Origin of the sequence: Thalassovita litoralis, assembly GCF_900182725.1 — a bacterium.
In the GTDB taxonomy this organism is placed as follows: Bacteria; Pseudomonadota; Alphaproteobacteria; order Rhodobacterales; family Rhodobacteraceae; genus Thalassobius; species Thalassobius litoralis.
Genome location: NZ_FXTO01000013.1, coordinates 47,086 through 62,427, shown reverse-complemented (window position 1 = coordinate 62,427; position 15,342 = coordinate 47,086). Strand labels below are relative to the sequence as shown.

Here is a 15,342-nt window from a genome sequence, read left to right as displayed (position 1 = left end):
TTTCTTTTGATCAAAACCCGCTTGCGGCGGGGGCGGTTCCGCGCCACTGTCGATGGGCGAGGGACGAATATGACACACGGTAAAAGCGGGATTTTGGCGCTGGTTGGCGCCTGTACGATTTGGGGCCTGTCGGGCCTGTTTTATAAACTTCTGGCCCACATCCCCCCGATCGAGGTTTTGGCCCACCGCACCTTTTGGTCTTTCGTATTTTTCGCGCTGATATTGGTCGGGCAGGGGCGTCTGCGGGATCTGTTTCAGGCGATAAAATCCCCGCGTTCGGCGCTGGTGATCTTTTTCGCGGCATTCATGATCGGGGCGAATTGGTTTCTTTTCATCATGTCGATCCAGATCAGCAAGGCGATGGAGGCATCGCTGGGCTATTACCTGTTCCCGCTGGTGGCCGTTCTGTTTGGTGTTCTGTTCTTTGGGGAACGGTTGGGCCGGATGCAGGTGCTTGCCGTTGGATTGGCGGCATTAGCGGTATCGGTTCTGACGATTGGGTTGGGGGTCGCGCCTTGGGTGGCGCTGCTTATTTCTCTTTCTTTTGGCATCTATGGCGTGGTCAAGAAAAAGCTGACGCTTGGCCCGGTCGTATCTGTGACCGCCGAGGTGATGCTGCTTTGCCCCATTGCGCTGACCGTGATGTATCTTAGCTGGTCACAGGGGCAGGCAGCGTATGGTGCGAACCTGCGCGATACCGTGCTGTTGATGATTTCCGGTCCGATAACGGCGACACCGCTGATCCTGTTTTCCTTTGCCACGAAGCGGGTGGCGTTGGGGACGGTTGGATTGGTGCAATACCTGAACCCGACCTTGCAGTTTTTATGTGCCGTTCTGGTGTTCGGGGAACCGTTCGGGCAATGGCACGCTATTGCCTTTGGGCTGATCTGGACCGCGCTGGCGATCTATTCCGTGGCGACCCTGCGTCAGGACAGGCTTTCGCGCAAGGTTGCTATGGCAGCTTCGGGGGTGTCGACCGTGGTGAAGAACCCCAAAAGCGATGGATCGGCAAAACCCTGATCGACCACATGGTTCAGCAGGTCCAGAAGCGGCTGCCAATACCCGTCCGAATTTAGTAGAAGGATCGGTTTGTCGTGCAGTTTCAATTGCTTCCAGGTCAGAACCTCGAATAGTTCATCCAGCGATCCGGCCCCGCCCGGCAGCACCACAATCGCGTCCGAATTCATGAACATGACCTTTTTACGCTCGTGCATGTTTTCGGTCACGATGAAACGGGTCAGATCGGTTTTGCCCACTTCCCATTTCATCAGGTGGGTCGGGATTACGCCAAATGTATCCGCCCCGGCGGATTGCGCTGAACGCGCCACGGACCCCATCAGCCCAACATCCCCCGCACCGTACACCAACCGCCAGTTTTGCTGAGCCAAAAGAGTGCCCAACTGTTCGGCATGTTGCTGATAAATGGGGTGTTTCCCGGGACGTGAGCCACAATAGACACAGACGGAAACGGTTTTCATGAGAAAGCATCCTTGGATGAAACACGGTTTTGACCCCTGATACCCTTGTTGCTATGTTCGCTCAACCGTCAGGGGATGCATTGGACGGGCTGGAAGGATACGGATGAGCAAAGAAGCTGGAATTCTGGGTGGTCAGACATTGACCATCGCGGGGGCTGTCGTGGTGGCTGCGGGTGTGGCCGGGGCCTATTTTATGGGGATGTTCGACCGCGAAATGCCCGATCCGGCCAATACGCCGGTTTCTGTGGCGCAGCCTGTGACGCCCGCACCCAAGGCAAAGCCAGAGGTCAAGGCAGACCCCGCGCCCAAGGCCGATCCTGCCCCCGTAAAAACCCCAAAGACCCCTGATCCGATGATCTATGACGCCCCGGCGTTTGATGTGGTGCGGATTGAACCGGATGGGTCGACCTTGGTCGCTGGGCGTGCCGCCGTGGGCGCTGTGTTGGATATCCTGCTGGATAATGCGGTTCTGACGCACTCCGAACCGGGGCAGGACGGGAAGTTTGCAGCGTTTGTGCAAATCGAACCTTCGGAAACGCCGCGCGTCCTCAGCCTGCTGATGCGGATCAATGGGCAAGAGATTGCATCGGATCAGACCGTGATTATCGCGCCTGTGATACAGGTGGCAGCGGCAGAGCCGACAACAGAGCCTGCCAAGGACTCCCCGGCGCAGGAAACCCCACGTGCGGACACGCAACCCCAACCCGTTACCGTGGTCGAGGCCGATCCGGCCAAGGCCGAACCTGCGCAACCTGCGCCCTCGGACCCCGGTACGCCAGTCACAGTGGCCGCCGTGCAGCCGGAACCGAAAGCTGATCCTAAGCCACAGCCCGAACCAAAGCCTGAACCTGCTGCTAAAGCGACCCCGGATACAAAGCCGGACCCCGCGTCAGCACCGGCTGAAAATGCGGAACCCGCACAACAACAACCCGCGCCTGTCGTGGCCGATCAGCCCAAAGCACCCGCTGAAAATCAGGATATGAGCACCCCTCAAGTCCCTGTTGTTGCTGAAAAAACCGCAGACCCCGCGCAGGAGCCTGCGGCAACACCGCAACCGGAACCAGCCAAACCCGCCAAGGCCCCCGCGGTCATTCTTGCGGACAAGGACGGCGTAAAGGTGGTGCAACCCGCCGCCGCTGCGGATGAAGCCGACACCCTGACAAGCGTTGTGATTGATGCGATCAGCTATACCGCAAGCGGCGATGTCAGCGTGACCGGACGCGGCAATCCGGGGCAGTTTGTGCAGCTTTATCTGAATAACGCCGCTGTCGGGCGCAGCAATATTGACGGGGCCGGGGAATGGACGGCGATTTTGACCGATATCGCCCCCGGCGTTTATACCCTGCGCGTGGACGAAGTGAATGAGACTGGCAAAGTACTCAGCCGGATCGAAACGCCGTTCAAACGTGAAGCCCCGGAAACCGTTGCGGCATCCGAACCGGCATCCCCGGATGCCCCGGCCCAGCCGCCTGTGCGTGTGGTCACGGTTCAGCCCGGATCGACCCTGTGGGCCATTGCGCGGGATCGGTATGGCGAAGGCATCCTGTATGTGCGCGTGTACGAGGCAAACAAGGACCGCATACGCGACCCCGATTTGATCTATCCGGGGCAAGTGTTTGTCGTTCCTGAATAGTTTTTGATACAGTCCGAACAGGCGGGGCGCGGGTGCGCCCCGTTTTTCTGTCTCTGGTCATTTTGGGGCTGCCGCCCTATCTGTGAGGCGTTGAAAGGATACCACCATGCGACACCGCCACGCCCAGCCCTCTTCGGAAACTGATCCTGATCTGACGCAGAATAACGGCTGGGCCACCATTCGCCGCGTCGCGCCTTATCTGTGGCCCGAAGGCCATCCCGAAATCAAATGGCGGGTGATCGGGGCGATGATTACCCTGATCGTGGCAAAGGTGATTTCTGTCGTAACCCCAATGCTTTACAAGGATGCGGTGGACGCGCTGGCGCTGGACGCGCCGCCCCTGATGCTGGGGGCTGTGGGGTTGACCATCGCCTATGGTCTGGCGCGGCTGATGTCGAACGGGTTCCAGCAATTGCGCGATGCGATTTTCGCACTGGTGGGGCAGCGGGCGTTGCGGACGTTGGCGTTGGAAACCTTTACCCATATCCACCGCCTGTCCATGCGCTATCACATCACGCGTAAAACCGGGGGGCTAAGCCGGATCATCGAACGCGGCGTAAAGGGCGTGGAATTCCTGCTGCGCTTCATGCTGTTTTCCATCGGGCCGCTGATTTTGGAACTGCTGATGATCGCGGTCATCCTGTTCTGGATGTTCGATGTCTGGTATCTGGTCGTGGTGGCCGTGACGATTGCGGCCTATGTGAAGTTCACCTTTGCCGTCACCGAATGGCGGGTGAAACTGCGCCGCAAGATGAATGAACAGGACACAGACGCCAACCAAAAGGCAATTGATAGCCTGCTGAATTTTGAAACGGTGAAATATTTCGGCGCTGAAGCGCGCGAAGCCGCCCGCTATGATCACGCGATGGAAGGCTATCAAAAAGCCGCGCTTTCAACCGCCTATTCGCTGTCCTTTCTGAATTTCGGTCAGGCGTTTCTGATCACGGGTGGGCTGGTGATCGTAATGGTGATGGCCGCGATTGGTGTGGAGCAAGGCAAGCTGACCGTGGGCGATTTCGTCATGGTCAACGCCTATATGATCCAGATCACCATGCCGCTGAATTTTCTGGGAACGGTCTATCGTGAAATCCGGCAATCGCTGGTGGATATGAGCGAAATGTTTCACCTGCTGGAACAACCGGCCGAGGTGAAGGACAAACCCGGCGCGCCGGATATTTCCGTGTCTGGCGGGCATGTTCACCTGCGGGATGTTCAGTTTGGCTATGACGCCGCGCGCCCCATTCTAAAAGGCGTGTCGATTGACGTGCCTGCGGGACAAACCGTGGCAATCGTGGGCTCGTCCGGGTCGGGTAAATCCACCATTGGGCGCCTGTTGTTCCGCTTCTATGATGTGCAGGGCGGGGTGCTGACGATTGACGGGCAGGACGTGCGGGACGTGACGCAGGACAGCCTGCACAGCGTCATCGGCGTGGTGCCGCAGGACACGGTCCTGTTCAACGATTCAATCCGGTACAATATCGCCTATGGCCGGGGCGACGCGACCGAGGCCGACGTGATCGAAGCCGCAAAAGCCGCCCAGATTCACGATTTCATCCTGTCCTTACCCGAAGGCTACGATACGCAAGTGGGCGAACGGGGGCTGAAATTGTCTGGTGGGGAAAAACAGCGGGTGGGTATCGCACGCACCCTGCTGAAAAACCCGCCGATCCTGCTGTTGGACGAAGCAACCAGCGCCTTGGATACCGATACCGAACGGGAAATTCAGGGTGCCTTGGCGCGGGCCGGGCAGGGGCGGACGGTTATCACCATCGCCCACCGCCTGTCGACGATTGCCGACGCGGATAACATCGTGGTGCTGGAACAGGGCGAAGTGGTGGAACAAGGCACCCATGCCGAACTTCTGGCCGGACGGGGCCGGTATTACAGCCTGTGGACCCGCCAACAATCCGAGGAAGAGGCGGCCTGAATGTCATGGTGATGATCAGATAGCCAATCCAGAGGCACACACTTCGACGTCCAATCGCGTGCGCTTGATTTTGGCGTCACAGATCATTCGGTGTCATGGTCTTGATCGTTAGTGCTGAATGCGGTCCGATGCTGTGCGGCCGGACCCCCATTGGCTTGGGCGGTGTCAGCGACACTGGCGTTCCGCTTCTTCCCGAAGATCGCGGTATTGGCCGCCGCGTGCGCCCCGACCATCCCACCATTGCTCGCCAGAGCGCCAGATACGGTATTCCTGTCCATTGTTACAGGTGATCCTGTGGGCGGTGTTGGAAGTGCCGGCTACGCGCCCACCCGAGGTAATCGAACGTACCCCTTTTGTGGTGCCGGAGGTTCCAGCGGATTGAGACGCCGCAGGCTTGGATCCCGCTGTGGAACCACTATCGGAACTGTTTGTATCGGGCGCGGCGTATGTTGTCCCGTGCCTGCGTGCCTCCTCTGCGCGTATCCGGGCATTTTCTTCGGCCTGTCTGCGCCGCCGCTCGTCCGCAGCCCTTTCCTTTTTAAGCCAGTTGCGGTCTTGCTGCACGGCCTTCTCGAAGGCACTATTTCCCTGATTGATCAAAGATCCAAAGTCAGAGGCGAAAGCCCCGTGAGGAAGCCAGATGCAAAGCAACACGGCAAGGAAGGGGCGCGGGGCGGGCAGGACTGAATTAATCATTGGGCTTTTTTCGGTGCGCGGCGCACGACATTGCCGCTCTTGTTTTTCTCACGCCCCTTGCTCTTGAAAAACTCCTTCGAGGCAGAGAGCGTGCAACTGCGATCAAATTCATGGGAGACAGTGACCGCAGGACCATAATTCACAGGGTTCATATACCTGTCTCCGTTCATATACCTGTCTCCGTATCCGACAACCATGAATGGCTTGGACCTGACCGCTATGACAGAGCTGAATGCCTCACGAGAGGAGGCGACCCAGTCATCTGTATGTTTGCCAAACGGCGTGTCGGCACGGCTTTTATTACGAATGCGGATTTTCGGTTCGGCATAGAGGCTGACAGAATAGTTGTTACCGGGATAAAGAACAAACTTGTACCCTTCGCAACTACTCCCTTCTAGGTTTATGCCACCCTCTTTTATTCCCTTTCTGCCTTTCTCGGTGACCTCAAGCAGGAGTTTGGTTGCCGCATAGACATAAAGCGTTTTGCCTTCGGCGCGGACTTTTTGTGCAGCGGCAGAATTACCCAGGCTGGCCGTGAAGCGCATGGGTTGTTGCACGAATTGCGATGTGCTGGTGATATTCATCAGCCCTGTACGACCGCTGGCGATGGTCGAGTTTTTTGCATCCCCTAGTTTAATGTCCACGGTTACTCCACCTTCGCCCATCAGGGAGGCGCGAGAAACTGGTCCAGATGAAGGGGAGCCACAAGCAGACAATAAAAGGGCAGAGATCAAGCCAAATGCGCGAATGGACAAAATGTATATCCTAAATTTATCTAATGGTGGCAAATGCTTGCTGAGCAAGAGTGACATGAACGCTAGGGTGGTTCGCGATCTCTGTCAATTAGGAAACTTTGCCATGATATCCTAAGCGCGTTGGGGCTTGGTTCTCCATCGGGATGCGCGAATAAGGCGAAAAGGCCGGGCGTTGGCCCGACCTTTTCCTATCATTCTGCTGCTTTGATGTTCGGTCTGTCCGAGGACACGACATTAAATCCGGCCACATCAGGGGTATCATCGTCCCAGATGATTTCTGGTGCTTTCAGTTTGCGGGCGGCGCGTTGCAGGGCCATATCCTGTGCGGCGCGGCTGGCGCGGCCAAGGGACAGTGCCTTCAGCCCTTGGGCAATCCAGCGTAAATAGGTGGTCAGCCAGATCCGGATTGCCAGCAATGACGGGGTGAACACCAGCGTCAGCACTGTGGCAATACCCAGACCGAACACCACCGCAGTTGCCAGTTGTTTCCACCACAGCGCGGTGGGGCTGTCGATGGAATAACCGCCCTGAATGAAATCCAGCGACAGGCCGAACATCATCGGGGCCAGACCGGCCATCGTGGTGATGGTGGTCAGCAGCACGGGGCGAATGCGATCTTCGGCGGTGCGAACGATGGCTTCGATCCGGGGCATATAGGCGGAATATTCCTGATAGGTGTCGATCAGCACGATATTGTTGTTCACCACGATCCCCGCCAGCGCCACGATGCCGGTGCCTGTCATGATGATCGAAAACGCCTGATCCATCACCATCATCCCGATCAACACGCCGGTGGTGGACAAAACCACCGCCAGCAGCACAAGGAACGAATTATAAAAGCTGTTGAACTGCGCCAAAAGGATGATGAACATCAGCGCCAGCGCGGCAGCAAAGGCTTGCATCAGGAAGGCCTGAGATTCGGCCTGATCTTCCTGATCGCCGGTCCATTCCCATTCGATGCCCGCCGGAAATGGGTTTGAATTCAGCCATTCTGTCAGTGTTGCGATGCGTTCATTGGCGTTGATCGGCACCTGATAGGTCGTCCCATCGGGGTTGGTGGCGGTTTTGGTCAGCCCGTCCACCACGCCCGCTTTGACATCGAAGTAGCGGGTTTGATCCACGCGTTTGATCTGCGCCAGTTTGGGCACGGGTTCGCGGGTGATGAAATTGGCCAGCGGCACCAGCCCGTCCGGGGTGCGCACCTTCAGCGTGTCCAGCGTAGACAGGACGCGGTTCTGTTCCGGCAAGCGGACGCGGATTTCGATTTCTTCGTCACTGGTGTCCACGCGCATCGTGTCCAGCAGGATGCCGCGTGTGACCAGTTGGACCATTGCGCCCACAGTGGCCACATCCGCGCCATAAAGCCCGGCTTTTTCAACATCCACGTTGATTTGCCAGTCAATACCGGGCAGGGGCAGGGTGTCTTCGACCAGTTGCAGCCCTTCGGTGTCTTCAAAATGTGTGCGGGCAAGTTCGGTGGCTTTCACCAGATCGGCCCAGTTATTCCCCAGCAGGCGCAGATGTACCGGCTTGGCCGAGGCCGGACCCATCGCTTGTGCCAGAATCTCGATCTTGATGCCGGGGATTTGTTCTAACTGTTGGGTCAGTTCGGCAATGATCACGTCGCCGTCCAGATCAGGACGGTCGGATCGGTCTTCCCACGGAATTGTTTCAAGCTGAACCTGACCGATCGTATCCAGCGGCGGCTGCGCGCCCCCGGTATTGTTTTTCAACCCGCCTTCACCCGCGAAGGCAAAGGCGTTCAGCACACCGGGATGGGCCAGCACGATCTTTTCGACCTGTGCCACCAGCGCGTCCTTTTCATGCAGGGACAGGTTGCCACGGGCGCGGACATAGACGATGGCCTGTTCCGGTTCGGAATCCACAAAGAATTCCACGCCTTTGCTATTTTGGGAAAAGGTCATCATCGTCAGCACGACAAAGGTAATGACAGTGCCCACCGTGATCAGTGGCATAATCGGATTGCCTGCGATGAACTTGATCAAAATCCCAAAAGGTGTGCGTTTGTGGCCCGCCTTGATGCGGGTGCGGCGTGCCCATGTGATTTTGACCGATCCCAGCGCGATCGAGGCCAGAAAGGCCGCCCCGAAAAACAGCACCGTGCCGGGCAAAGAAGCAAAGGCCGGGGGCAGGGGGCTGGTGCCGCCGAACAGATAGCCGGGGTTCAGCACCTGCATCGCGCCGATGAACATACCCATCCAGCTAACCGGCACCAGCAGGGCGCGCAGCCACCACGGGGCATGGGCGGTCAAAAAGGCAGAGGCACCGTTGAATTTACGGCTCAGCCGCCCGGACACCCCGCCCATCACAGGCAGATAGATCAGCGCCACCACCAACGAGGCGGACAACACGAAAATCAGCGTAACGGGCAGCATCCCCATAAATTCGCCCGGAACGCCGGGCCAGAACAGCATGGGCAAAAACGCGCAAAGCGTGGTCGCGGTGGACGACACGATGGGCCAGAACATGCGCTTTGCCGCCTCGACATAGGCGTGCATGGGGCCGACCCCTTCGGAGATACGTTTGTCGGCATATTCCACAACCACGATGGCCCCATCCACCAGCATCCCCACGGCCAGAATCAGGCCGAACATGACAATGTTGGAAATGGTGACGCCCATCGCCGCCAGCAGCAGGAAACACAGCAGGAACGAGGTAGGAATGGCAAAGCCCACCAGTAGCGCGGCGCGGCTGCCAAGGCTGGACAGAACCACGATCATCACCAGCGCGATAGCTGTCAGCACCGAGCCTTCAAGCTGGCTGACCATCGACCCAACGACGCGGCTTTGGTCGTTTGACGTGCCAACGGTGACGGCGGCTTGTAAATCAGTGGGCCATTCGGTTTGCGCCTGGTCAACCACCTGCCGCACGGCGGCGGTGGTGTCCAGCAGGTTGAAGCCCTTGCGTTTGACCACTTGCAGCGCCACGGTGGGTTCGCCGTTGAAGCGGGCAATCCCGGTGCGATCCTCGAATGTCAGGCGGATTTCGGCCAGATCGCCCAGTGTCACAACCCGCTGACCATTGATTTTGACCGGCAGGGAATAAATGTCGCGCGGTTCATCAAAGGACGACGGGATCTTGACCGAAAACGTGCCTTGGGCGCTGTCTACCTCGCCTGCGGCGACCAGCATGTTATTGTTGCGCACCACGTTGATCAGTTCCGCAGCGGTGACGTTGTAGGATTCAAGACGCAGCGGGTCGATCACAACCTCGACCATTTCATCGCGCGATCCGGCAATCCCGGCTTCCAGCACAGCGTCCAGCCCTTCGACCTTGTCTTGCAGGTCTTTGGCGACCTGAAACATGGTGCGTTCGGGGACATCGCCGGTCAGGTTCACGATGATGATGGGAAATTCGGAAAAGTTGATTTCGTTGACGGTATATTTTTCCGCCCCATCCGGGAATTTGCTTTCGGCGGTGGACATGGCGTCGCGCACATCGGCCAGCACCTTGGATTTATCCCAGCCAAATTCAAATTCCAGCGCCACGCCCGCGTATCCCTCGGCCGCGGTCGAGGACATGGTTTTCAGCCCGTCCAGATCGGAAAATTCCGTTTCCATCGGTTTGACCAGCAGGGTTTCGCTGTCTTCGGCGGAAATGCCGGGAAAGGGGACAGATACGAAAAGAGCCGGGATTTCGATATCCGGCTCTCCTTCTTTGGGCAGGTCACGATAGGCCGTCCAGCCTGCCGCCAGCGACAGGATGATAAAAGCCACGATCATGCGGGCGCGGGCGGCGGCCCAATCGACCATTCCGGTCATTGCGCGACCTCCTGAAAGGTGGGGGCAACGGTGACGCCTGCGGTGACATATTCCTGCCCGACGATGATCACGTCGGCGGTTTCGTCCAGCCCGGTGATCCACACGCCCTGCGCGGTGTCGCGCACCAGCGTGATGGGGGCGAAGGCCACGATATTATTCGCCCCAACCAGCCGAACGCCAAGTTTGCCATCGTCATTCAACGTCAGTGCCGATTGCGGCAGCAAATGGGCCTTTGCCCCGTCTGACGCGATCAGGATTTCTGCCGTCTGTCCGTCGCGGATTTTCAGATCGGGGTTGGCAACGTCAATATCCACGCGGAAGGTGCGTGTTTGCGGATCGGCGGAACGGGACAAAAAGGTCACGCGCCCCTGCACCTGTGTGCCGGTGGTCAGCCGCGTCCCTGCCAAAGCCCCGACCGACACGCGGTCAATTTCGGTTTCAGGCACATAGCCCACCAGCTTGATCGGGTTCAATTGTATCACCGTGGCGCACAGCCCGCCGGATTGCAGCAGGCTACCCAATTCGGCGCTGTCGGATTCCAGCAGGCCGGTAAACGGTGCGGTGATGGTCAGGCGGTCGATTTCCTTTTGGCGGGCTGCAACGGCGGCCTGCGCGGATTCGATATTGGCCTGAACGGTTTCCAGTCCCGACCGGGCAGATTCCACACCGGCCTCGGCTGCTTTGGCGGCGGCTTCGGCGCCTGCCAGACGGGTTTCCGCGGCATAGCCCGAGGTGTTCAGCTTCTTGGCGACGTTATAGTTAATCGTTGCTTCGTGCAGGGCGGCTTCGGCCTTTTTCAGGTTCGCTTGCGCTTCTGGGATACGGGCGCGGGCGCTGGCCAGACCGGCCTGAGCCTCGGCCAGGCTGGCGGGGCGGGTGCCGGGGTCCAGTTCACACAGGGTTTGGCCCCGTTCCACATAGGCCCCCCGGCGCAGCGGATCGGAAACCACCTGTGCCGTGGTTTCGGCGCGGACATCGACCTGCCGCATGGCCTGCGTCTCGCCGCGCAAAACCACGGCGCTGTCAATCACCTGTGCCGTGGAATGCAGGGCGACCACGCCCACGGGTTTATGGGTGGGGCGGTCTGGTTTGGTGACTTCGGGGGTGGTGTCGTTTGTGTTGGCGACCTCTATCGCCTGTTCAACATCACCTGACAGGGCAAAGGCCATGAGCGCTTCGCGCTCCATCACCAGAACATATAGAAACGCTGTCACCAAAATGGCGGTGAGCACCGGGATGGGTCGCATGGTTGTGTCAGTCCTTGTTCGCGCGTCAAAGGGCAGTCCGGGTTCGCAAATAAGTGGGGTCGGACCGTTACTTTTCAATATGGGTCACTGTTGGGTGAACCGTTCGGTTCAGATTATGCGTGTGTCCCGAGTCACGCAAGCGTGCATTCGTTGATTATACGCGCATCATGCCGCAGCCCTTGGCAGCGCAGGGGCGCTGCGCTAAGAGGGTGCAAATCGAGAAAGGGTGCCTGCGTGAGCGATACCGACAGTTTCATTGAAGAAGTCACCGAAGAAGTGCGCCGCGACAAGCTGTTCGCACTGATGAAGAAATACGGCTGGATTGCGGTTCTGGCGGTGGTCGTCATCGTTGGGTCGGCGGCGTATAACGAATGGCGCAAGGCGCAAGCGACCGCTGCGGCGGAAAAGCTGGGCGATGATATCGTGACCGCGATGAAAGCTGACGATGCAGCCGCGCGGGAACAGGCGCTGGCCGGGGTTGAATCCGGTTCTGCGGTCGCCGGTGCCGTTGTGGCGATGATGCGCGCCGCCGAACTGGCCGAGGCAGGCGATGCCGCCGGGGCTGTGACGCTGCTGGATTCGGTGGCCTCGAACGGGGAAATCCCGATGATCTATCGTCAGGTCGCGGGGTTCAAATCGCTGTTGGTTCAGGGCGAAAAGCTGGATGCCGCCGAACGCCGAGTGCGTCTGGAGGGGCTGGTAACGACCGCGCCAACGCTGCGTCTGCCCGCCGAGGAACAACTTGCGTTGCTGGATGTCAGCGAAGGTAAAGCGCAGGACGCAATCGAGCGGTTACAGCGTATTCTGGCAGATGCCGAGGTGACAGGAGACTTGCGTCGCCGGGCGTCTCAGTTGATTGTATCGCTGGGTGGCGAGCTGAAAGCAGCCGATCAGGCGGGCGAGTGATCCACCGCGCGGTCGGGGTTCCTAAAGGTGGAACAGGCGGGCCGCAAAAAGAAGTGAGGGCAGTGTCCGTGAAAGCAAGTTCTTTGGTCCTTGGAGTGGCTGGTTTGGCAATGCTGGCCGCGTGCAGTGAGCGCGAGGAAGTTCTGATCGGCAAGCGGGAAGAGATTTACGCGGTGCTGGAGGGCGGCACCCCGCCCGCCGATGCGATCAGTGAGAATCGTTCCGTGGCAATCAGACTGCCCGCGCAACGCGCCAACAGCGAATGGACACATCGGATTGGCACGCCTGCCTATCGGACCTCGAACGCTGCTTTGGGGACCGCGCCGACCTTGGTTTGGTCTGCTCCGATTGGGGCGGGCGACAGCCGTCGCAACCGGATCACGGCTGATCCCATCGTGGCCGATGGACGAATTTACACGCTGGACGCCAATGCAACGGTGGTCGCCACCTCGGGTACTGGCGAAAGGCTGTGGAGCCGCGATCTGACGCCGCCGCGCGATACCCCGGACGAAGCGACCGGCGGCGGGCTGGCCTATGGCGGTGGAATGGTGTTCGTGACCTCGGGCTTTGGCAGCCTGACCGCGCTGGACCCGGTTTCGGGCGCTGTAAAATGGCAGCAATTGCTGAATGCCAGCGGATCGGGTGCGCCGACCTACTACAAGGGGCTGGTTTATGTCACCAGCGGCGACGATACCGCATGGGCAATCGAGGCAGACAGTGGGCGTATTCGCTGGCAGATGACATCAGCGCCGGATACCGGCAACGTGCTGGGGGCGCCGTCCCCTGCGCTGACCGATAAATACGCGATCTTCGGCTATGGCGATGGCGAGGTGCAGGCGGCGTTCCGCAAGGGCGGTATGCGGCTTTGGGCTTCGCAATTGGCAGGGCAGCGGCGCAATCGGGCGCTTGGCAAGATCAGCGACATCACCGGCGATCCGGTGGTGGATGGTGGCACTGTCTATGTCGGGTCTTATGCGGGCCGGATGGTGGCGATGGATTTGGACAGCGGTGAACGGCTGTGGACGGCCAAGGACGGGGCGCTGGGGCCAATGTGGCCTGCTGGGGGTTCGGTCTTTGCGATTACCGATCAAAACGAACTGGTCCGTCTGAATGCCAAAGATGGTAGCCGCATCTGGGGGGTGAAACTGCCCAATTACGTGAAGTTCACCCAGAAAAAAGCGACCGAGGTTTACGCCAATATGGGGCCGGTACTGGCCGGGGGGCGGATCATTGTTGCGTCGAACGATGGCAAGATGCGGTTTTTCGATCCCAAGGATGGCAGCCTGACCCAGACGGTAGATGTGCCGGATGGGGCGACGACCGCGCCGGTTGTCGCGGGGCGCACGTTGTATGTGGTGTCCACCAAGGGGCAATTGTACGCTTTCCGTTGACGCGGGAATGGTATAACAGGGCCGCTTGATCCGCTTTGGAGCCTGAGACATGAGTTTCACCCTTGCCATTGTGGGCCGCCCGAATGTGGGCAAGTCCACGTTATTCAATCGTCTGGTCGGCAAACGGCTGGCGCTGGTCGATGACCAGCCCGGTGTGACGCGCGATTTGCGCGAGGGCGAGGCGCGTCTGGGCGATCTGCGCTTTACCGTGATTGACACCGCCGGGTTGGAAGAAGCCACCGATGACAGCCTTCAGGGGCGGATGCGGCGGCTGACCGAACGGGCCGTGGATATGGCCGATATTTGCCTGTTCATGCTGGATGCACGTGTGGGGGTGACACCGTCAGACGAGGTGTTTGCCGATATCCTGCGCAAGCGGGCCAAGTATGTGATTCTGGCCGCGAACAAAGCCGAAGGCCGCGCGGGCGAGGCCGGAGCGCTGGAAGCCTATGCGCTGGGTCTGGGCGAACCCTTGCGGTTGTCTGCTGAACACGGCGAAGGCATGGGCGATCTGCTGCATGTTCTGATGCCTTTGGCCGAGGAATTCGCGGATCAGGCGGAACAGCATCAGCCTGAAACAGACATCAGCGTGGACGAAGATTGGGACGGCGAAGAAGAATTGCCGATCCGTTGGCCGACCATCGACAAACCGATGCAAATTGCCGTGGTGGGCCGCCCCAATGCCGGGAAATCCACCCTGATTAACAAAATTCTGGGCGAAGACCGCCTGTTGACCGGCCCCGAGGCCGGGATCACCCGTGACGCGATTTCACTGACGATCGACTGGAATGGCCTGCCGGTGCGGATGTGGGACACCGCAGGGATGCGCAAACGCGCCAAGGTACAGGAAAAGCTGGAAAAGCTGTCTGTGTCCGATGGCCTGCGGGCGGTGAAATTCGCCGAGGTTGTGGTGGTACTGCTGGATGCAGCGATCCCGTTTGAGCAGCAGGATTTGCGTATTGCCGATCTGGCCGAACGCGAAGGCCGGGCTGTCGTGGTGGCGGTGAACAAATGGGATATCGAGGACGAAAAGCAGGAAAAACTGCGGGCCTTGAAAGAAGCGTTTGAACGACTGCTGCCGCAATTGCGCGGTGCGCCGCTGGTTACGGTATCCGCCAAGACCGGCAAGGGGCTGGATCGGCTGCAAGCCGCCATCGAACGCGCCTATGAGACATGGAACCGCCGTATCCCAACCGCTGCACTGAACCGCTGGCTGGTGGGGATGCTGGAACAGCACCCGCCGCCCGCCCCGCAGGGTAAGCGGATCAAGCTGCGTTATATGACACAGGCCAAAACCCGCCCGCCGGGATTCGTGGTGATGTGTTCGCACCCCGATAAAATCCCCGACAGCTATTCACGCTATCTGGTGAACGGGTTGCGGCAGGATTTCGACATGCCCGGCACGCCGATCCGGCTGTATATGCGGGGGCAGGGGAACAAGAACCCCTATAAGGGACGCCGCGAAAAGAATGCGGGTGCCTTGACCAAACACCTGAACAAGAAACCAAAAGGGCGCTGATGCGCCCT

Annotated in this window: 10 protein-coding genes; 6 read left to right on the top strand and 4 right to left on the bottom strand. The window is 59.2% G+C overall.

Annotated features, from left to right (window positions below):
* Positions 1–69 precede the first annotated feature (69 nt).
* Positions 70–1,020, top strand: coding sequence for an EamA family transporter RarD (gene rarD / locus FN828_RS11400; protein WP_142493607.1), 951 nt, complete (start codon positions 70–72; stop codon positions 1,018–1,020).
* On the opposite strand, the gene FN828_RS11395 is transcribed toward rarD, so the two are convergent.
* Positions 927–1,478: an LOG family protein gene (locus FN828_RS11395; protein ID WP_142493606.1), complete on the bottom strand. Its 552-nt coding sequence runs from the start codon at positions 1,476–1,478 to the stop codon at positions 927–929. The two genes, rarD and FN828_RS11395, sit on opposite strands and share 94 nt — an antisense overlap.
* 103 nt (positions 1,479–1,581) lie before the next feature.
* Here FN828_RS11395 and FN828_RS11390 point away from each other — a divergent pair, with 103 nt between their 5' ends.
* Both FN828_RS11390 and FN828_RS11385 read left to right on the top strand, forming a co-directional pair.
* A complete protein-coding gene (locus FN828_RS11390; RefSeq protein ID WP_142493605.1) occupies positions 1,582–3,111 on the top strand; it encodes a LysM peptidoglycan-binding domain-containing protein in 1,530 nt (509 codons plus the stop codon).
* 106 nt (positions 3,112–3,217) lie between these two features.
* Positions 3,218–5,038 carry an ABCB family ABC transporter ATP-binding protein/permease gene (locus FN828_RS11385; protein ID WP_142493602.1) on the top strand — a complete coding sequence of 607 codons (1,821 nt, stop codon included), beginning with the start codon at positions 3,218–3,220 and terminating at the stop codon, positions 5,036–5,038.
* A 692-nt stretch (positions 5,039–5,730) separates the two neighbouring features.
* Here FN828_RS11385 and FN828_RS11380 read toward each other — a convergent pair.
* The 3 genes from FN828_RS11380 to FN828_RS11370 form a co-directional block, all read right to left on the bottom strand.
* Complete coding sequence (locus tag FN828_RS11380; protein WP_142493600.1) at positions 5,731–6,489, bottom strand: hypothetical protein; 759 nt, start codon at positions 6,487–6,489, stop codon at positions 5,731–5,733.
* Positions 6,490–6,680: 191 nt separating this feature from the next.
* The gene (locus FN828_RS11375; protein WP_142493598.1) at positions 6,681–10,271 is read right to left on the bottom strand and encodes an efflux RND transporter permease subunit; all 3,591 of its coding nucleotides are present in this window, start codon (positions 10,269–10,271) and stop codon (positions 6,681–6,683) included.
* Complete coding sequence (locus FN828_RS11370) at positions 10,268–11,518, bottom strand: efflux RND transporter periplasmic adaptor subunit (RefSeq protein WP_142493596.1); 1,251 nt, start codon at positions 11,516–11,518, stop codon at positions 10,268–10,270. Before FN828_RS11370 ends, FN828_RS11375 begins: the two co-directional genes overlap by 4 nt.
* Positions 11,519–11,752: 234 nt before the next feature.
* Between FN828_RS11370 and FN828_RS11365 the strand changes: the two genes are divergently transcribed.
* The 3 genes from FN828_RS11365 (at position 11,753) to der (ending at position 15,334) form a co-directional block, all read left to right on the top strand.
* The gene (locus FN828_RS11365) at positions 11,753–12,424 is read left to right on the top strand and encodes a tetratricopeptide repeat protein (RefSeq protein WP_142493594.1); all 672 of its coding nucleotides are present in this window, start codon (positions 11,753–11,755) and stop codon (positions 12,422–12,424) included.
* Positions 12,425–12,492: 68 nt separating this feature from the next.
* Entirely contained in the window at positions 12,493–13,815 is a 1,323-nt protein-coding gene (locus tag FN828_RS11360; RefSeq protein WP_235891461.1) for an outer membrane protein assembly factor BamB family protein, read from the top strand.
* A 49-nt stretch (positions 13,816–13,864) separates the two neighbouring features.
* Positions 13,865–15,334, top strand: coding sequence for a ribosome biogenesis GTPase Der (der, locus tag FN828_RS11355; protein WP_142493592.1), 1,470 nt, complete (start codon positions 13,865–13,867; stop codon positions 15,332–15,334).
* Positions 15,335–15,342 lie beyond the last annotated feature (8 nt).